At 65.0% G+C, this 17890-nt stretch carries 21 protein-coding genes; 4 read left to right on the top strand and 17 right to left on the bottom strand.

Annotated features, from left to right (window positions below):
* Positions 1-7: 7 nt before the first annotated feature.
* Genes LJ737_RS03950 through bshC form a run of 3 tightly spaced genes read right to left on the bottom strand, consistent with a single transcriptional unit; the run spans position 8 to position 3195 of the window.
* Entirely contained in the window at positions 8-598 is a 591-nt protein-coding gene (locus LJ737_RS03950) for a 5-formyltetrahydrofolate cyclo-ligase (RefSeq protein WP_227763138.1), read from the bottom strand.
* Complete coding sequence (locus LJ737_RS03945; protein WP_227763137.1) at positions 595-1560, bottom strand: hypothetical protein; 966 nt, start codon at positions 1558-1560, stop codon at positions 595-597. The genes LJ737_RS03950 and LJ737_RS03945 overlap by 4 nt, the downstream gene beginning before the upstream one ends.
* A 54-nt stretch (positions 1561-1614) precedes the next feature.
* Positions 1615-3195 (bottom strand): bacillithiol biosynthesis cysteine-adding enzyme BshC, encoded by a 1581-nt coding sequence (bshC, locus tag LJ737_RS03940; RefSeq protein ID WP_227763135.1) that lies wholly within the window; start codon positions 3193-3195, stop codon positions 1615-1617.
* A 159-nt stretch (positions 3196-3354) separates the two neighbouring features.
* Here bshC and LJ737_RS03935 point away from each other — a divergent pair, with 159 nt between their 5' ends.
* Positions 3355-3570, top strand: a complete 216-nt coding sequence (locus tag LJ737_RS03935; protein WP_227763133.1) for a hypothetical protein — start codon at positions 3355-3357, stop codon at positions 3568-3570.
* 86 nt (positions 3571-3656) lie between these two features.
* Here LJ737_RS03935 and LJ737_RS03930 read toward each other — a convergent pair whose 3' ends face one another.
* From LJ737_RS03930 to LJ737_RS03920, 3 genes are all read right to left on the bottom strand, one after another.
* Positions 3657-4469, bottom strand: a complete 813-nt coding sequence (locus tag LJ737_RS03930; RefSeq protein ID WP_227763131.1) for a phytanoyl-CoA dioxygenase family protein — start codon at positions 4467-4469, stop codon at positions 3657-3659.
* Positions 4470-4602: 133 nt separating this feature from the next.
* The gene (gene rimO, locus LJ737_RS03925) at positions 4603-5919 is read right to left on the bottom strand and encodes a 30S ribosomal protein S12 methylthiotransferase RimO (protein WP_227763130.1); all 1317 of its coding nucleotides are present in this window, start codon (positions 5917-5919) and stop codon (positions 4603-4605) included.
* Positions 5920-6082: 163 nt separating this feature from the next.
* Positions 6083-6616 (bottom strand): GNAT family N-acetyltransferase, encoded by a 534-nt coding sequence (locus tag LJ737_RS03920; RefSeq protein ID WP_227763128.1) that lies wholly within the window; start codon positions 6614-6616, stop codon positions 6083-6085.
* Between the two features lie 95 nt (positions 6617-6711).
* On the opposite strand from LJ737_RS03920, the gene LJ737_RS03915 reads away from it, so the two are divergent.
* The gene (locus tag LJ737_RS03915; protein ID WP_227763126.1) at positions 6712-7287 is read left to right on the top strand and encodes a Crp/Fnr family transcriptional regulator; all 576 of its coding nucleotides are present in this window, start codon (positions 6712-6714) and stop codon (positions 7285-7287) included.
* Here LJ737_RS03915 and LJ737_RS03910 read toward each other — a convergent pair.
* From LJ737_RS03910 to rpmB, 9 genes are all read right to left on the bottom strand, one after another.
* A complete protein-coding gene (locus LJ737_RS03910) occupies positions 7284-7682 on the bottom strand; it encodes an ACT domain-containing protein (RefSeq protein ID WP_227763125.1) in 399 nt (132 codons plus the stop codon). The two genes, LJ737_RS03915 and LJ737_RS03910, sit on opposite strands and share 4 nt — an antisense overlap.
* Positions 7679-8059 carry a DMT family transporter gene (locus LJ737_RS03905; protein WP_227763123.1) on the bottom strand — a complete coding sequence of 127 codons (381 nt, stop codon included), beginning with the start codon at positions 8057-8059 and terminating at the stop codon, positions 7679-7681. Before LJ737_RS03905 ends, LJ737_RS03910 begins: the two co-directional genes overlap by 4 nt.
* Before the next feature lie 152 nt (positions 8060-8211).
* A complete protein-coding gene (locus LJ737_RS03900; RefSeq protein WP_227763122.1) occupies positions 8212-9360 on the bottom strand; it encodes an acyltransferase family protein in 1149 nt (382 codons plus the stop codon).
* A 102-nt stretch (positions 9361-9462) separates the two neighbouring features.
* Positions 9463-10161, bottom strand: coding sequence for a hypothetical protein (locus tag LJ737_RS03895; protein ID WP_227763120.1), 699 nt, complete (start codon positions 10159-10161; stop codon positions 9463-9465).
* A 91-nt stretch (positions 10162-10252) separates the two neighbouring features.
* Entirely contained in the window at positions 10253-11230 is a 978-nt protein-coding gene (gene ftsY / locus LJ737_RS03890; RefSeq protein ID WP_227763119.1) for a signal recognition particle-docking protein FtsY, read from the bottom strand.
* A gap of 277 nt (positions 11231-11507) precedes the next feature.
* Entirely contained in the window at positions 11508-11669 is a 162-nt protein-coding gene (locus LJ737_RS03885) for a DUF4295 domain-containing protein (RefSeq protein WP_111477636.1), read from the bottom strand.
* An 8-nt stretch (positions 11670-11677) separates the two neighbouring features.
* Complete coding sequence (gene rpmG / locus LJ737_RS03880; RefSeq protein ID WP_126694919.1) at positions 11678-11860, bottom strand: 50S ribosomal protein L33; 183 nt, start codon at positions 11858-11860, stop codon at positions 11678-11680.
* A 155-nt stretch (positions 11861-12015) separates the two neighbouring features.
* Positions 12016-13659 carry an aminopeptidase P family protein gene (locus LJ737_RS03875; RefSeq protein WP_227763118.1) on the bottom strand — a complete coding sequence of 548 codons (1644 nt, stop codon included), beginning with the start codon at positions 13657-13659 and terminating at the stop codon, positions 12016-12018.
* Between the two features lie 214 nt (positions 13660-13873).
* Positions 13874-14113 (bottom strand): 50S ribosomal protein L28, encoded by a 240-nt coding sequence (gene rpmB / locus LJ737_RS03870; protein WP_059068864.1) that lies wholly within the window; start codon positions 14111-14113, stop codon positions 13874-13876.
* 199 nt (positions 14114-14312) lie between these two features.
* Here rpmB and LJ737_RS03865 point away from each other — a divergent pair, with 199 nt between their 5' ends.
* On the top strand, positions 14313-15782 hold the full coding sequence (locus LJ737_RS03865) for a DUF6056 family protein (protein ID WP_227763117.1): 1470 nt from the start codon (positions 14313-14315) through the stop codon (positions 15780-15782).
* Here LJ737_RS03865 and LJ737_RS03860 read toward each other — a convergent pair.
* The gene (locus LJ737_RS03860; protein WP_227763116.1) at positions 15779-15940 is read right to left on the bottom strand and encodes a C1orf53 family protein; all 162 of its coding nucleotides are present in this window, start codon (positions 15938-15940) and stop codon (positions 15779-15781) included. The genes LJ737_RS03865 and LJ737_RS03860 overlap by 4 nt on opposite strands.
* A gap of 9 nt (positions 15941-15949) precedes the next feature.
* Entirely contained in the window at positions 15950-16330 is a 381-nt protein-coding gene (locus tag LJ737_RS03855; RefSeq protein ID WP_227763115.1) for a RidA family protein, read from the bottom strand.
* A gap of 134 nt (positions 16331-16464) precedes the next feature.
* Here LJ737_RS03855 and LJ737_RS03850 point away from each other — a divergent pair, with 134 nt between their 5' ends.
* Positions 16465-17589 (top strand): TlpA disulfide reductase family protein, encoded by a 1125-nt coding sequence (locus LJ737_RS03850; RefSeq protein ID WP_227763114.1) that lies wholly within the window; start codon positions 16465-16467, stop codon positions 17587-17589.
* Positions 17590-17890: the final 301 nt, after the last annotated feature.

Raw genomic sequence — 17890 nt, 5'->3', positions numbered from 1 at the left:
GTATTGCCTACCGAAGCTCGGCAGCCGCCGGCCCGAAGTGCCACACCCGTTCGGGCGTCACGCAGGCGTGCAGGGGCACGTCGCCGGGCCAGGCGTCCTCGATGCGCGGCCCCGGCGGCTCCAGGCTCAGCCCGATGCGCAGGGCTTGCGGGCAGTCGAGCAAAAACCGGTCGTAGAAGCCCTTGCCGTAGCCCACGCGCTGGCCCCGCTCGTCAAAGGCCAGCAGCGGCAGCAGCACGGCGTCCAGTTCGGCCGGAGCTACCTGCGGTGCGTCCACCGGCTCCGGAATGCCCCAGGCGCTTTCCACCAGCGGCGCGTCGGGCGTCAGCAGGCGGTGGGTCAGGGTTCCGTCGGCTTCCACCACCGGCACCACCACCCGCGGGGCGGGCTGCGCGGCCCAGAGGCGGCGGATGATGGGCCAGGTATCCAGCTCCTGCCGCCGCTGCAGGGGCAAAAACACGTGCACCGCGCGCCAGGCGGCCACGTCGAAGCCGGCGAAGAGCTGCGCGGCCACCCCGGCGCTACGGGCCGCCAGCTCCTCGGCCGACAACGCCCGGCGGCGGGCCAGCATCAGACGGCGCAGCTCGGCCTTTATCATGGCTTGGCGCGGGCGGCGGAGCTTCGAAAGCGTTTCATGGCTGCAGCGCTGCCCGAATCCACCCCAAAGTAGGCCCAGGGGTAGGGTGTAAACCGCGAAGCCAGCCGGTCCAGCAGCTCGTCGCGCCGGGCCTGTTCGCCCAGCAGGTGGTACACATAAGCCAGGTTATTATTGGCGTAGATGCTCACCAGCGTCTCGCTGACCGGTAGCGTGGGCCGGGCCAGCACCTCGCGGACGAGGCCCTGCTGCTCGTCGTACCAGCGGCGCTGGGCCGTGACTTCGTTTTCCAGCTCGCGCTCCAGGTCGTCGTACATCTCCACCAGGTACATCAGCCACAGGGCATACTGCACCCGGGGCTCAGCTACCGACTCAATGTACTCCGCCAGCTCCTCCCGACTCCCAAACCACCGCGGGGAGGCGACTTTGAACAGGTGGTGGTAAGCCCAGAACTTGGTCGGGTCCAGGGCCACGCTTTCGTGGAAAGCTTCCATGGCCGCTTCCACGTCGCTGAAGCCCTGTTCGGTTCGCACCAGCCGGGCCCGCGCCTCGCTGCGAAACAGTTCGCTTTCAAAGGCACTGCTCAGCCGCTCGTGGGCCAGGCGCAGGTAGTGCTCGAAGCCGTTGATTTCGGTTTCCGTCAGGTCCTTGCCGTACTTGGCGGTGCGCGCCTGCCAGGCCTGGAACAAGTACCAAGCCCCAAGCGCCAGGCGGCTGAACTCGTCGTCCGGGCGGGCGCCGAGCTGGGTGAGGTCCACGCTGTAGGCATCGGTCAGGCAGAGGCCATCGAGCAGGCGGGAAAGCTCGTCGCCCGAAAGGCTGGCCGCCAGGGCCGCCACCTCGTCCCAGCGTTGGGCGCGCACCAGGGCAGGCACGCCGCGCGCCGCCAGCAGTCCGAACGACAAATCCTGCTCAGGAGGCGCCGGCTGACGTCCCGAAAACAAGGAGGATAAAAAGGAAAACATGCGTGGTGGTTGAAATCAATACGGCCCCAAAGTACGCGTATTGCGGCAGCCACCTTACTCCTCTTCGATAACGGTGAACTGCAGCGCCAGCGGGTCGAAGGCGTCGACGAGCTGCGCGATGAAGCCGGGGTTGTTGGTGAGGATGCTGAGCACGTTGTCGTGGCGCTCCTGCAGGCCGCCGTCCGGAAAGAGCTTGTCCTTGAGCCCGCTGAGCTGGTTGTAGGCCGTTTCGTGCTTGGTTTCGGCGGCTTTGCTCAGGCGCTTTTCCAGCCCGGCCACGATGCCTGTCACCTTCTGCTGCTCGGCGGCCACGGTTTTCACCAAGGTTGGATCGACCCGCTGGGCCAGCGCCGACACGGCGGCAAAGGCCGCGGCCAGCTGCTGCTGCTGCTCGGCCAGGCTAACCTCCTCCTGCCCCACGGCAGCGGCCACCTGCTTTTTCAGCTCGGGCAGCGGACGGAATAGGTCGTCGGTGGTCAGGCCCAGCTTGCGCAGCTTGCCCAGGTGGGTGCGGCCCACGTACAGGGCCGAGTTGCGCAGCAGCACCAGCGGCATGGGCACCTGGTAGTGGTCGAACACGCCCTTGAGCTGCAGCCAGTAGTTGACTTCGGCCCCGCCGCCCACGTAGCAGAGGTTGGGCAGCAGCAGCTCCTGGTAGAGCGGGCGCAGCACCACGTTGGGGCTGAAGCACTCGGGTTCGGTTTCGGCGCGGCGCACGGCCTCGTCGATGGTCCAGCGGATGTCGGTGTTGCGCACCAGCACGTGGCCATCTTCTAGCTCCAGCCGCTCGCGCGTGCCGGCGTTGGTTAGGTAAAAGAGGTTGAGCGGGCGCGCGTACACCTGCGGCTTGTAGCCGGCGGCTTCCAGGGCCTCGTCGGCGGCCTGCACGGCCCGGAAGGCGGGCTGGCTGCGCAGCTCCTCGGCCAGCACCGGGGCCAGCACGGGCTTGAGCGCGGCGTCGTCGGGCTCGATGCTCACCAGGCCGTACTCCCCGAAAAGCGTGTGCACGAGGCGGCGCATGGCTTCGGCCAGGGTGCGGCTCTGCTCGTAGGCCTCGCGGAAGGCGGCGGGCACCTCGGCGGGCAGCTGGCTGAGCACCTGCTCGGCCAAGCCGTCGAGCTTCAGCCGCCCCACGGGGCCGCCGGTGCCGTCGGCCTGCCACTCCAGCTTTTTGCCAAAGAGGTGCAGGTGGTTGATTTCGGCGAAGTCGTGGTCTTCCGACGCCAGCCAGTACACCGGCACGAAGTTGTGCTGCGGGTACTCGGCTTTGAGCTGCCGGCACAGCTTGATGACGGTGGCAATTTTGTAGATGAAGTACAGCGGCCCGGTCAGCACGTTGAGCTGGTGGCCGGTGGTGACGGTAAAGGTCGTGGCCTGGGCCAGCCGGTCGAGGTTGGCCTGCACGGCCGGGTGCACGTCGGGCAGCGTTTCGTACTGGCGCCGCAGGGCTTCCACCAGCCGGGCGCGGGTGTCGGCGGAATACTGCGCCTGTTTGTCCTTGATCTGCTCCGCGAAGGCTGCCAGCGTGGGGAAGCGGTGGTAAAACGGCCGCAGCCGGGGCTCCTGGGTGAGGTAATCGGTGAGGAAGGAGCTGAACGCGCCGGTGGCGGCGTAGGGCAGACAGTGCACGGGCATGGGCGAATGGAAAACGGTGCGGGCTGCAACGTTCGCAAAAAAACCGCACCCCGGCTCGAATGTTCAGCTGTAACCTTATTTCGCCGGCTGCGTCTTTTTTGCACCGTGGTTATTCTGTATATTGCTTAACCACCCTTCACCGCTTGCCTCCACCCGTTTATGCACCTAGTTACGCTTCCCTGGGTCTGGCTGACCCTGCTCGGGCTATTGCCCTGGCTGTTCACTATCTGGCACATCCGTAGCGGCGAATTTCCCGGCCGCTGGGAACGGCGGCGCTGGTTTTACACCGTGACGTACCTGCCCATCATCGGCATGTGGCAGTACTGGACCAGCGGTGTGCACCGCCGCAACATCCACAAGGGCTACGCGGCATAAGCCCGTTTTCCCATTCTTCTCAAACAGCCAGCAGGCCCGCCGTGCACACGGCGGGCCTGCTGGCTGTTGGGGGGCTGGGCACCCGTTTAGTCGGCCGACCAGAACCGCATCTCCAACGACACGCGCGTGGTGTCGGCGTTCAGGTTCACGGCGCCGCCGTGCAACAGGTATGGCGAAAACACCAGCACCTCGTCCTTAGCCGGGTTGGGGCGGATAATCTGCAGGGGTTCCTCCGATTCTTTCACGGCCGGTACCGTAAAGGCGACGCCGTTGTAGACGGCTCCGCCGCGGGTGCGCACCACGCGGCTTTCGGGCCACCAGTGGCTGCCGGGCACCAGCGTCAGCGAAGAATTGGCCGTGCTGCCCGCCAGCGGCGCGTAAATGTTCACGCAGTCGTCGTAGTCGGGCAGCCACACGTCGCGGTGCAGGGGGTTGTTGTCGGGCTGGTTGGGGCGCACGATGCGCAGGTGAAACCAGCGGCCGTTGTCCCAGGGGTTCAGCGCCTGCACCGGCCGGCCGCACAGCTCCGACACGCGCCGTTCCAGCACGCTGGCGGGCAGCGGCAGCCGCGTTTGGGGTATTTCCTTGATCTGGTTGATAACCGCCAGGTGCAGGTCTGGGCTGGCGCCGACGGCGTGGTGGTACTGGCTGATGTCAAAATCGTCGGCCACGGGCAGCCCGGCGTTGCGCATGAATTCGCGCACGAGCTGGTGCAGGCCTTGCTGCAGCTGCTGCAGCTCCGCGGCGGGCAGAAAATCCGCCACCGTATAGCCATCGGCGGCCCAGGCCGTGCCCGCCGTGAGGTCCTTGGCCGAAGCCAGCAGCACCTGCTCGTCCGGGGCTCCCGCTTCGCCTTCGATGCGGTACTCCACCGCTTTGTTGTTGATATTGACTTTCATCTCGAATACGTATCAGGCCGCGCAGTACGAGGCCTTGCCACTTCGACCAGTATTTTCCTAGGCAAAGAAGCTCAATAAACACGACAAAGACTGCCCGCAAGAGCAGTCTTTGTCGTGTAAGTCTGGCCCGGAACTAGCGGCTCACCACCTCGCCGTACAAATCGAAGTCGGAGGCTTCGGTAATCTTCACTTGGGCGAAGTCGCCGAGGCGCACGTACTGCTCGGTGGCGGGCACCAGCACTTCGTTGTCCACTTCGGGCGAGTCGTACTGGGTGCGGCCCACCCAGTAACCGCTTTCCTTGCGGTCGAAGAGCACCTTGTAGGTGTTGCCCACCTTCTGCTCGTTCAGGTCCATGGAAATGCCCTGCTGCAGCTCCATGATGGCGTCGGCGCGCTCCTGCTTCACCTCGGCGGGCACGCTGTCTTCCAGCGAGAAGGCGTGGGTGTTTTCCTCGTGCGAGTAGGTGAAGATGCCCAGGCGCTCAAACTTGGTTTTCTCCACGAAGTCGTACAGCTCCTGGAAGTCCTGCTCGGTCTCGCCGGGGTGGCCGGCAATGAGGGTGGTGCGCAGCGCAATATCGGGCATGCGCTGCCGAATCTGGTCGACCAGCTCCACGGTGCGGCGCTTGGTGATGCCGCGGCGCATGGTCTTCAGCATGTTGTCGCTGATGTGCTGCAGGGGCATATCGAGGTACTTGCACACGTTTTCGCGCTCCTGCATCACGTCCAGCACTTCCATCGGGAACTGCGAGGGGTAAGCGTACTGCAGGCGAATCCAGTCGATGCCATTGACATCCGAGAGGCGGCGCACCAGCTCGGCCAGCCTCCGCTCCCCGTATTTCTCCAAGCCGTAGTAGGTAAGGTCCTGGGCAATGAGAATCAGCTCCTTGGTGCCGAGCTTGGCCAGCTTATTGGCCTCGGTCACCAGGTCGTCCATGGTCTTATCGACGTGCTTGCCGCGCATCAGCGGGATGGCGCAGAACGAGCAGGGGCGGTTGCAGCCCTCGGCAATCTTGAAGTAGGCGTAGTGCTTAGGCGTCGTGAGCAGCCGCTCGCCTACCAGCTCGTGTTTGTAGTCGGCGTTCAGGGTCTTGAGCAGCTGGGGCAGCTCCAGGGTGCCGAAGTAGGCGTCGACCTGCGGAATTTCCACTTCCAGCTGGTCTTTGTAACGCTGCGAGAGGCAGCCGGTCACGTACACCTTGTCCACCTTGCCGGCTTCCTTGGCGTCGGCGTACTGCAGGATGGTGTCGATGCTTTCTTGCTTGGCGTTGTCGATGAAGCCGCAGGTGTTGATGATGACGATGCCCGACTCGTCCTTGGTCGATTCGTGCGTCACGTCGTAGCCGTTGCCGCGCAGCTGGCCCATCAGCACTTCCGAGTCCACCAGGTTCTTGGAGCAGCCCAGGGTGATGACGTTGACCTTGTTGGCCCGATTGCCTTTTACTTTCATTCTGCAGAGGGCGCGAAGGGGTACTTCGCGTATCGTTGTGCGGCGCCGCCCACCGGAAAGCACCTAATCCTTAACATTTTGCCTGGTTTTCGCCCGGGGCGAAAATCGGAGGGCAAAGGTACGAAGACGCCAACGCCTTTTCCTAGCCGGAACGTTCCTTTGCTCAGGGCCGGGCGTCCGCCACGGGCCGCTTCATCAGGATATCGGTCTGCCGGTCGTCGCCCAGGGTAAACACGTGCTGACCGAAGGCTACGAAGCCGTTTTTCTCATAGAAGCGAATGGCCCGCGGGTTTTCTTCCCACACGCCCAGCCACACGTACTCGGCCCCGGCCTGCGCGGCCAGCTTCATCGCCTTATCGTACAGCGCCTGCCCCACCTGTTGCCCCTGGTAGGCCCGCAGCACGTAAATCCGCTCGATTTCCAGGGCGGGAGCCGCTTGCGCTTCCGTCTGCGCCGCGCCGGTATTCACTTTCAGGTAGCCCACGACCGTGCCCACCAGCTCGGCGAAGTAAAAGGCCGAGTCGGGGTGCTGCAGCTCGGCCGTCAGCTTGTCGAGGGCAAAACCGTCGGCCAGGTAGGCCTGCATGTTCTGCTCGGAGTTGCTAGCGGCGAAGGTTTCAGCAAACGTCTGCCGGCCGATGCGTTGCAGGTCGGCCGCGTCCTGCGCGGTGGCGGGGCGAATGGTAAGCGGAGTCATGTTGCGAGTGTTGAAATGAAAAAGTTGATTCGCCGGATTGCCGGCGGCCCTGCCGACCTTCGGTACTTCGGCCCCTGCGTATTCCCTTGCCCCGCATGACCCTGCCCGACATTCTGCAATCCACGCATCCGCTGCCGGAGGCTTCGCTGGCCAAGCTGCTGGCCCTGGCCGAGCCGGTGGAGCTGCCCAAAGGCGCCCTGCTCTTCCGCGACGACCAGCTGGCCCGCCACATTTACGTGTTGCAGCACGGCCTCGCCCGGATTTTCGCCCGGCGCGAAGAGCGGGAAGTCACCTTCTGGTTTTCCACCGAAGGCGCGGTGCTGGTGTCGATTCGGGGCTACACCGAGCAGGCGCTGAGCTACGAAACCATCGAACTGCTCGAGGACAGCCGCCTGTTTCGGCTTGATATGCACGCGCTGCAGGCGCTGTACCAGACCGATGTGCACGTGGCCAACTGGGGCCGGGTGCTGGTGGAGCGGGTGTGGCTGCAAACCGAGCAACAGCTCCTGGCCCGGCAGTTTCGCAGCGCCACCGAGCGGTACACCGACCTGCTGCGGCAGAACCCGCAGCTGCTGCAGCGCGTGGCCCTGGGCCACATTGCCTCGTACCTGGGCATCACGCAGGTCACGCTGAGCCGGGTGCGGGCCCAGCTCAAACAAGCGTCGCCCTAGCTGGTGCGGGCCAGGTCTTGCAGCGCGGCCAAGGCCCGGGCGCCGTCGGCATGGTCGACGAAGAGGTGGTCGTGGTAGTAGGCCGCCACGACGTTGCAACTGATGCGCTGGGCAGTCAGGGCTTGCGCCACGGCCGCCGTCAGCCCCACGGCCGTCAGGGCCGAATGCACCTGCAGCGTGAGCCACGCGGCCACAAACGAATAGGGCAGCTGCAGCCGGTCGGCCAGCTCCCGGCGCACGATGACGGTGACGCCTTCCGGCTCCCGGAACAGGCCAATCAGCTCGGCGGCGGGCAGCGAAAGGGGTTCGGGCAGCGAGCAAAACACGTAGGCCCCCGGGTGCAGGACCGGCGTCATGGTGCGCAGCAGCGTCGGCAGGTCGGTTTCTCCGGTCATCGGCTTATCGGGTTACGCAAGGCAGCAGGAGCCTCAGCGGGCGTTGGTTGGTGGGGCGAGACAAGTTTCAGCCCCAGCACGGAGCCAATCAGCGTGGCGAGAAAGAACAAGCGCGGGCCACTCAGCGCGTCGCCGAAGGCCAGCACGCCCACCGCGGCGGTGCCGACGGCGCCGATGCCCGTCCAGACGGCGTAGGCCGTGCCCAAGGGTATCTGCGCCAAACTCAGGTTCAGCAAATAAAAGCTCAGGGCCGAGCAGACCGCAAAGGCTGCGTACCACCCAACCGACTCGGAGCCGGCGGCCAGCTTGGCCTTGCCCAGGCAAAACGCAAAGGCTACTTCGGCCAACCCGGCCACTACCAACAACAACCAGTGCATGGCAAATAAGAAACGTGTGCCGGCAAAGGTCCGGCCCCGCAGCCGCGTTTCTTTTTACCAATGTTAAAAACGGCTGGGGCGCACCGCTTCCGTTGAGCGACAAGCTTTCGGACTGAATCACGCCTGTCGGTTGGCTTCGGCTGCTCCCAAGGCTACAGCCCGCGGCCGCCGGTCAGCAGGCCGTATGCGCCCGGTGCCAGGCGGCGCAGTGCGGCCCCGAGCAGCACCGCCACGGCCACCACGGCCAGCGGCAGCAGCAGGAACGTGAGCAGCTGCAGCTGCGGCCACACGCCCAGCACGGCCTCGGTGGCGTAGTTGACCAAGGGCACGTGCAGCACGTAAATCATAAACGAAAAGCCCGTCAGCCAGACAAACCAGGACCGGCGCATGGCCGCGCGCACCACCGCGTTGGAGCCGAACCACATGACCACCACGCCCAGCAGCTCGGCCGCCCGGTGCAGCAGTATCATGGGGATGAACGGCGGGTGCTCGAAGTGAAACGCCATCCAGGTTTTCACCGCCACCAGGCCCAGCCACAGCAGCGCCAGCGGCAGCAGCCGAAACCAGTGCGGCTGCAAGAGCACTTCCACGTTGCGCCGGCGCAGCCACACGCCCAAGGCAAAAAACAGCAGCCCGGAGCCGTCGAAGAACAACACGTTGAACTCCGTCAGCCACAGCAACGCGGCGATGATAAAGTAAACGATGGCGCCGCGGCGGTCCAGCACCCAGCGCAGGGCGGGGTACGCCAGGTTCAGCACCAGCAGGCTGCGCAAAAACCACAGCTGAAACGGCACCGGCAGCAGCAGCCAACGCAGGAGCAGCTCCTTGGGCGAGTAGCCGCTGACCAGCGGGTTGTCGCGCCCGAACACGCTCAGCGCCGCGCTCAGCACCAGCTGCCGGGTGTAGGGGTGCTGCTCCAGCGCCCAGGTAAAGGCCAGCCCAAACAAACTCCAGAGCAGGTAGGGCACCAGCAGGGTGCGCAGGCGCCGCTTCACCCGCTCCCGGTGCGGCGTGCCCGCGTCGTGGTGGGCGAAGAGGTAGCCGGAAATGGCAAACAGAATCGGGATGCGGAAGCGCAGCAGGCCGTTGGCCAGGAAATACTGCAGGAAGGTTCCGGGCGACAGGGCCTCGTCTACCGGCGTCCAGGGCTGCAGGTAGCGGCTGTGCAGGTTGTAGGCGTGCACGTACACCAGCAGCAACATGGCCACCAACGACCAGAACCGCAGCTTCTGGCTCAGAAACGGATCAAGACGGGCGGGCTGCACCACGGCCGGGGCCGGCGCTTTGTAAACAACTTCCATAACCAACCAGATGCGCCCGGTGGCGCAGCCGTTGGCTAGTTAGTCAGATAATTTGCCCGGCGCACTCGCATAATCGGGTGGTGCGGCGAGTTTTCCGTCGAATCAGCCTTGCTGGGCCGGCTGCGCCTTGGCTATCAGTGCCTGCATCAGCTGCTGCGCCGCCGCCAGCACCGGCCCGCCCAGGGCATCTTGCCACAGCGCCTCAAACGGCGCCTGTCCGAAGTGCAGACCCGAGGGCGTAAGCATGTTGATACGCACCGAACCGAGGGTCGGCGCTGCAGGCCGGGGTGCTGCCCAGGGCCCAATCTGCGCCGCCACCTGCTGCCCGGCGGCCAGCAAATCCTGAATCATTGCCGCCAGGGAGTCGTCGGGCCGCTCCCACACCACGCCGGCCCCGCTGAAGTTGTAGTAGCGGGCCGAGCCGTCGGCGTAGGCGGCCACCAGATCCAGGCCCTCCTGCATGCCCACTTCCACCACCACACCCAACACCTGCTTGGCTTCGGCCGGCGTGGGCACCTGCCCCAGCGCCCGCAGCGCCTGCCAGGCCTGCAGGTAATGGCGGGATTCCAGCCCCGCGGTGGCCAGCACCCGGCGCAGGAATTGCTCGGCAGTGGCCGGCTCGCGCCGCTGCACGGCTTGCTGCGCCTCCACAAACCATTTCCACGGCTCGGTGGCATCAAGGTCGGAGCCGGGGCGGGGCCATTGATCCGCTGGTAGGTCGCCAAATAGCACTTCGCGGATACCGGCGGGCGGCGGGGCCGGCTGTTCGCCGCGAAGCTTTTGAAGCAGGTTTCGGAGCATAGCAGGCAGCTGGAATGGCTGGGGCTAATGTAACGCCAAAGCGCCACCGACGCGAGGCCGGTGGCGCTTTGGCAACGCTGGCTGGGCAGCGCTATTTCTTCGAAAACAGCGAGTCGACGAAGGTGCGGCGGTCAAACAGCTGCAGGTCGGTCATTTTCTCGCCCACCCCGATGTAGCGCACCGGCACGTTCAGTTGGTCGGAAATGCCGATAACCACGCCGCCCTTGGCCGTGCCGTCGAGCTTGGTAATGGCCAGGGCCGTCACCTCGGTGGCTTTGGTAAATTCCTTGGCCTGCAAGAAGGCATTCTGCCCGGTGCTGCCGTCGAGCACCAGCAGCACCTCGTGCGGCGCATCGGGAATCACCTTCTGCATCACGCGCTTGATCTTGCTCAGCTCGTTCATCAGGTTCACCTTGTTGTGCAGGCGCCCCGCGGTGTCGATGATGACCACGTCGGCCTGCATGTCCACGCCTTTCTGCACCGCGTCGTAGGCCACGGAGGCCGGATCGGTGTTCATGCCGTGCGAAATGACGGGCACGCCCACCCGGTTGCCCCAGATGATGAGCTGATCCACGGCGGCGGCGCGGAACGTGTCGGCCGCGCCGAGCACCACTTTCTTGCCCGCGGAGTGGAAGCGGTGGGCCAGCTTGCCGATGGTCGTGGTTTTGCCCACGCCGTTGACGCCCACCACCATAATCACGAAGGGCTGCCCGCCGGCCCGGTCGCTGCGCTCGAGCACGGCCGTCGAGCCGGAGTCGTTTTTCTGCAGCAGCTCGGCAATTTCCTCGCGCAGGATGCGGTCCAGCTCCGAGGTGCCCACGTACTTGTCGCGGGCCACGCGCTTCTCGATGCGGTCGATGACCTTCACCGTGGTGTCGATGCCCACGTCGGCGTGGACGAGCACGGTTTCCAGGTCGTCGAGCACTTCCTCGTCGACGGTGCTCTTGCCCACCACGGCTTTGCTGAGCTGGTCGAAGAAGCTGGTTTTGGTTTTTTCCAGCCCCTTGTCCAGCGACTCGCGCTGCTCCTGGTTTTCCTTGTCCTTCTTAAAAAAATCAAAAAGTCCCATGTGGGTCTGATGTAGAGACGCCGATGCGCGCCTCAGCGTTGAACGATAAAAAGAAGAGCCAGTCTACAAACGCAGCGCAATGCACCCAATATCAAGACGCCAGTAAGCGCGTCTCTACGGTCGTTCAACGGCTTTTCTGCGCGCCTGCTACAACGCAAAAAAGTCCCACGGGAAGGCGGGACTTCTTCACTTATTGAACGGGCGCGTATCGGTGGCCCCGTAGGGCACCGGATGGGCGTTGGCACAGCCTCTTGACCGTACGCACCCGCTAAAGGCCTTACTTGGTGCCGGTAGCGAGGAACTCCTGCACTTTGTCAACGGGCACCATCTCCTCCTTGAAGGTGTAGGCGCCGGTTTTGGGCGAGCGGACCGCGCGGATAACCTTAGCCCAGTCTTTGCCGCCCGAGGTTTTCAGGGTAGCTACTACTTTCTTAGCCATGACTCAGCTTACTTGATTTCCTTGTGAACGGTCATTTTCTTGAGCACCGGGTTGTATTTCTTCAACTCGATACGCTCCGGAGTATTTTTCCGGTTTTTCGTCGTGATGTAGCGCGAGGTGCCCGGCTGGCCCGAGTTCTTGTGCTCGGTGCACTCCAGGATTACCTGCACCCGGTTTCCTTTCTTGGCCATCGTGGTACGGTCAGAACGTGGGTTTCGATTTTAGGACTGCAAAGATACGAGTTGATTTGGAAAAGTCAAACAGTTAGTTGTCAGTTGTTAGTTAGGAGTTGTCGAAGCCGACTTTCTCCCCACCATCAACCCGCAACTACTAGCTGACCACGGCCCTATTTCAGCTCCGGCAGCTTGAAGTTGTCCACCGGGCTGGATTTGGCCATCATGCTCTCGATTTCAGCCACGGTGCGCGGGGCTTCCTTGGAAAGATTGTCCCAGCCCTTGTCGGTGATGAGCACGTCGTCTTCGATGCGCACGCCGATGTTCCACCACTTTTTGTCGCAGGGACTGCCCTCAGGGATGTAGATGCCGGGCTCCACGGTGATGACGTTGCCGGCCTTGAGCGGGCCGTACGAGCCCCGGTCGTGCACGTCGAGGCCGAGGTAGTGCGAGGTGCCGTGTGGGAAGTAGCGGCGCACTTCGGCGTCTTCCTTGATGATGCCGAGCTTCTTCAGCCCGTCGACGATAACCTTGTTGGCCGCTTCGTGCGGGGCACGGAACGTGGCGCCGGGCTGGCAGGCCTGAAAACCGGCTTCCTGGGCGGCCAGCACCAGTTCGTAAATCTGCTTTTGCTCCGGGCTGAACTTGCCCGAGGGCGGGGCCGTGCGCGTCACGTCGGCGGTGTAGCCGTGGTACTCCGCGCCGCAGTCCATCAGGATCAGGTCCGTGCCGATGCGGGGCTTGTCGTTGGTTTCGTAGTGCAGGATGCAGCCGTTGGCCCCCGCCCCCACGATGCTGGGGTAGCCCTCGAATTCGGCGCCGTACTTTTTGTACACGTACTCGTGCAGGCCCTGCACCTCCATTTCGCCCATGTTGGGCTTGAGGGCCTTCATCACCTCCTGCTGCCCCACGGCGCTGATGCGAATGGCGCGGCGCAGCAGCTGGAGCTCCTCGGGCGTCTTCACCTCGCGCAGCTGGTCCAGGGCTTGGCCGAGCGTGGTGATGTCGATGCGGGACACGGGGCGGCTGGCCACGGCCTTTTCGCGCGCTTCCTTGGTGTCGGCCTTGAGGTAGGCCTGCACGTAGGCGTCGGCGGCTAGGGCCGGCTGGGTGCTGGTCTGGGCCGTGAGGTAGGGGCGCAAGTTGTCGGCGTTGGCCACGCCGAAGCGGCTGATCATCTGGTAGAGCTCGGCCACGCGCGGGTTGAAGTCGGCCGGAATCTTGGCCTGCTGGCGCACCGTGGCCACCAGGTTGAAGAGGTCAGCGGGGTCGTTGGCGTCGTCGCGCACGTCGGCGGGCAGCTCCGTCAGCAGCACTTGGCCGAACTTGTCCCAGTTGATGCCGGCCGTGGCGAAGTCTTTGTTGTCGGCCGTGAACTGCAGTTTCAGTTCGCGCTGGGCGCCCTCTTTGCCCAGGCGGCGCCCGGTCCATACCTCTCGTTTTGGGTCGCGGGGCTGCACGAACAAGGCCTCGGTCACGCCACTCTGCCCGCCTACGGTCTGCGGCTCTTTGAAGAGCACGAGCACGCCGTCGGGCTCGTCGTAGCCGGTGAGGTAGTAGAGGTCGGGGTTCTGGTGAAAGATGAAGCTGACGTCGTTGGCGCGGTTGCGCACCGGGGCCGTGAAAATCACCGCCACCGAGCCGGCGGGCAGCTGCTGGCGCAGGGCTTCGCGGCGGCCGCGGTGAAAACCGGGGTCCAGAAAATCAGCGGGGCGGCCCGGACCGACCGGGCGCTGGGCCAGGGCGGGCGCGGCGCCCAACGCGCCCACGCACAGCAGCGTGAAGGTTCCGCGGCGGAACCACGACGGCATCGACATACCTATGAAGCAGCGGCTAAGCGCGCGCCACCGACGGCGGCGCTTGCCGGGCCTGAAAGAAGCGAAAGTTGCTGAGAAGTTGCGCCGCTAGCGGGTCAACACGCCGGCAATTTTGGGACGAGCCCGCTGGCGCCCGTCCAATGCCAAAAAGCCGTTGGCCGCCCGACGCGTGAACGTCCGGCGGCCAACGGCTTTGCTATCTACCAGCGAAAGACTAGTAAACTACGTAGCCTTCCTGCTTGGCTTTCTTCAACACGGCCATGATGCCGTTCTTGTTGATCGTGCGGATAGTCGAAGCGGCTACGCGCAGCGTTACCCAAGCATCCTCTTCGGGGATGTAGAAGCGCTTCTTCTGCAGGTTCGGGTAGAACTTGCGCTTGGTCTTGTTGTTGGCGTGCGACACGTTGTTACCAACGCGCGTGCGCTTGCCGGTCAGATCACAAACTCGGGCCATGGCTATGTGTACTTTGGAGTGACGATGCTAGAAAAAGGGACGCAAATATCGGCAAAAGTCTGAATTAGTCAAACTCTCCCTGAAAAATAGTGCGTTAGCCCCCGGCGCAACGGCTGGTTGGCGCGTAGTTCTGCGCCGGCCGGCCGTTCTTTGGCGCCGCGTACCGCCGCCGCAGCCCGGGGCGGTACCCACTTCGCGTATGCCCATTGGTTTTTCTTCCCGCGCCGCTCGTCTTGCGTTACTGGCCCTGTTGCTGCTGGGCTTGCTCCCGTTTGCGGCGCTTTGTGCCTACAACGAACCCTACTCCGACGACTTTATAAACGCGTGGCGCACCCTTGCCCACGGCCCTATGAGCGTGCAGCGCGAACTGTACCAGCAGTGGACGGGACGGTTTTTCTCCACCTTCCTGATTACTGCCCTGAACCCGCTGACCTGGGGCTGGCTCCGGGGAGTGCGCTGGGCCGCTGCCGGCATTGAGTTGGCACTGGCCGCCGGGCTGTACGCCGCCATCCGGCAAGTGTGGCCCGGCCGGCTGCGCCGGGGCTCGGCCGCCGTGGCCAGCCTCACGGCCCTGCTGCTGTACGTGCAACTCCTGCCCGATGTGTATTCGGCGTTTTACTGGTTCACAGCGGCCGCGGTGTACACGCTGGGCCTGGTGTGCTTTACGCTGGTGCTGGTGGCCTCGGCGGCGGGGCTGCGGCAGCCGCAGGGCCGGCGCCGAGGCTGGGCCGTCGTGGCCGGGGTAGCCGCGGTGGCCACGGCCGGCACCAACGAGGTGCAGCTGCTGCTACTGCTGGCCACCCTCGCGGCGTTGCTCTGGGTTAGTTGGCTGCGGGGGGCGCCGGCCACCCGGCGGTGGTGGCTGATGCTGCTCGGCGTGACGCTGGTAGCCGGCGCGGTGGCGGTGGCAGCGCCTGGCAACTTTGTGCGGCTGGTCGACAAAGGCTCGGGGCTGGAGCCGCTGCCGCACAAGCTGCTGATGGCGCTGCCGCGCACCGGCCGCGGCTTGCTTACCCTGCTCATTCAGCCGCGCCTGCTGGCGGCCCTGGTCTTGGTGTATTGGTGGCTGCAGCCGCTGGCCCGCCGCTGGGGCAACCCGTTTGGCCAGCGAGTACCGCTGCGCCAGAGCCTTCCCTGCTTGGTTGCCGGCCTGGGCTTGGCGCAGTTGGTGTCGTACGTGGGGCTGGGCGGCAGCCTCGACCGGCTCGCCAACGTGCTGATTTATGCGCTGCTGCTGGGCTGGGGCGCCGCGCTGCTGGCGGCGGCTCCGGTTCACCCGCCGCTGCCCGCGCCGCCCACTCCGCGGTGGCGGCGGGCGCTGCCCTGGGCTGGCCTTTTGGTGCTCTGCGCCACCGGCCCCACGGCGCGGGCTTGGCAGGAGTGGTGCTACAGCGCCGGGCCGTATTCCCGGCAAATGGCGCAGCGCTACGCCCTGATCGAGGCCGCGCGCCGCGCCGGCACCCGCCGCCTCGTGGTGCCGCCCATCATGCACGTGCGGCCCTACCACGTGCTGCTGAGCGGGCAGGACTTGGCGGCGTGGCCGGGCTACTACGCCAACGCCGAAACCGCCGTGTACTTCGGCCTGAGCGAGCTGGTGGTCGACGAGCCGCTGCTGCCGCAGGCCCACCACGACTTCGGCGGCAGCTGGCGCGCCCCGGCGGAACGCTAAGGCTGCCCGCCGGGCTTGGGCTTGCGCCAGGGGCAATGCCGGCAGCCGCTGCCGCAGCAGGTGCCACGGCGCCGGTGGTACTGCTCGGTAAAGACCATGTAGCCCTCGGGCGTGTAGTAAAAGTCGCCGGGCTGCAGCGGCTGGGGTTTAGCTTTCATGCGGAAAGCTTAACCCCGCAGGGCGGCAATGCATTCAATTTCGACCAGCGCGTCCAGCGGCAGCCGCGACACTTCCACGGTGGTGCGGGCCGGGCGGTGGGTGCCAAACACCACGGCGTACACGGCGTTCATGCGCTGAAAATCGGCGAAGTTTTTCAGGAACACCGTGGTCTTGACCACGTCCTGCAGGCCCAGGCCGCTGGCCGACAGCACCACGTCCAGGTTGATGAGCGCCTGCCGCGTCTGCTCTTCGATGGTGGTGGCCTCGATGCGCATGGTGGCGGGGTTGAGCGGCGTTTGGCCGGAGCAGAACACGAGGCCGCCCGTGACAATGGCCTGGGAGTAGGGGCCGACCGCCTGGGGCGCGTCGGGGTGGTGGAGAACCTGCATAGCCGAGAAACTGCGCGGAAAGTACTGGCCAAAAGTAGGGCGTTTCGGCGGGCCGGGGAAGTCCGTGGTCTGGCAGCCAGCTATTACCTTACCGCTGCTAGCTTTTTCATGTCTCATCCCGCTGATTCTCTGCTATGTTCCGTTTGCCTATCCTCCTCTTGCTCGCCCTGCTGCTGGTTGGGGCGCCGGCCACCGCCCAACAGCCGGGCTACCGCATCCAGGGCCAGTTGACCCAGCTGCCCGCCGCCGGCACCCGCGCCTACCTGCGCCTCCACGACCGGCCCGTCGACTCGGCGGCCATCGTGAACGGCAAGTTCACGCTGACCGGGCGGGTGAGCGAGCCGAATCTGTACACCGTGGGCGTGCGGGGCGTTGCCGGGGAGGTAGAAGTGGTGCTCGACAACCGCCCCATCAGCATCAGCGGCAGTGCCCAGGACTTAGAAGGCGCCTGGGTGCGCGGTTCGGCGCTGACCACGGCCTACCGGCACTACCAAACGGACTACCTAACTCCGCTGGATGACAAGCTGCGCAACGAATTGATAGCCAACACCAAGCTCGCGCAGCAACTTCGCGCCAAAGGCGACTCGGCCGCGGCTATGCAATACATCCGCCGCAACGGCCAGCTGATGGCGCAGCGGCCCCGCTACGTGGCCAGCTACATCCGTCAGCACCCCGCGGCCTTCCACAGTTTGTTGCTGCTGAGCCGCGGCTGGCAGAGCTATGGCGGTGCCCTGGCTACTGATTCCATGCTGCGCAGCCTGACGCCCGAGCTGCGGCGGCATTCCCTGGCCCGCCAGCTGGCCACCGAGTTGGCTTCGGTTCGGCTGCCCAAGGGCATAGATGCGGTGGGCAAGCCCGCCCCCGAGTTTGTGCTTCCCGATACCAGCCACGCGCCGGTCCGCCTCTCGGCGTACCGCGGCCAGTACGTACTGGTGGATTTCTGGGCCAGTTGGTGCGGCCCCTGCCGGGGGGAAAACCCCAATCTGGTGGCGGCTTACCAACGCTACCACCCCAAAGGGTTGGCCATCATCAGCGTGTCGCTCGACGACAATGCGCGCAAGTGGCAAACGGCTATTCGCCAGGATAACCTGCCGTGGACGCAGGTTTCGGACTTGCAGGGCTGGCGCAATCAGGTAGCCGCCTGGTACCAGGTGCTGCAACTCCCCACCAACTTTCTGCTGGACCGAGAGGGCACTATTGTGGCCCGAGACCTTCGTGGCGCCGCGCTGGATGCGAAGCTGCAGGAGCTACTGCCCTAAAAACGTCGGCGGCTCAGCCGCCCATACGCGGCATGGTCTGCCATTTCCTGTGCGCACTGGCAGCCGCTCCGTCGGGCTCATGAGGTGTTTTTAGGATTTGCAGCTAGGCGCTGAACGCCTCCGGGCATGGCTTCGGGCTGCAAGCCCGAGCGCATGGGCGCGTTGCTGCGGCGGGCTTGGCAAACGGGTGCGGCCTAGCAATTAGGTGCCGCTAGGTGCGGCACTAGGTAGAATAGCTTACCTCCATTCGCGGCACCGGCAGCAAGGTATTACGGTTCAGCGGCTTACTACCGAGCACCTT

It is taken from the genome of Hymenobacter sp. 15J16-1T3B, from assembly GCF_020711235.1.
Classification (GTDB): Bacteria; Bacteroidota; Bacteroidia; order Cytophagales; family Hymenobacteraceae; genus Solirubrum.
This window is presented reverse-complemented; position numbering and strand designations above follow the sequence as displayed.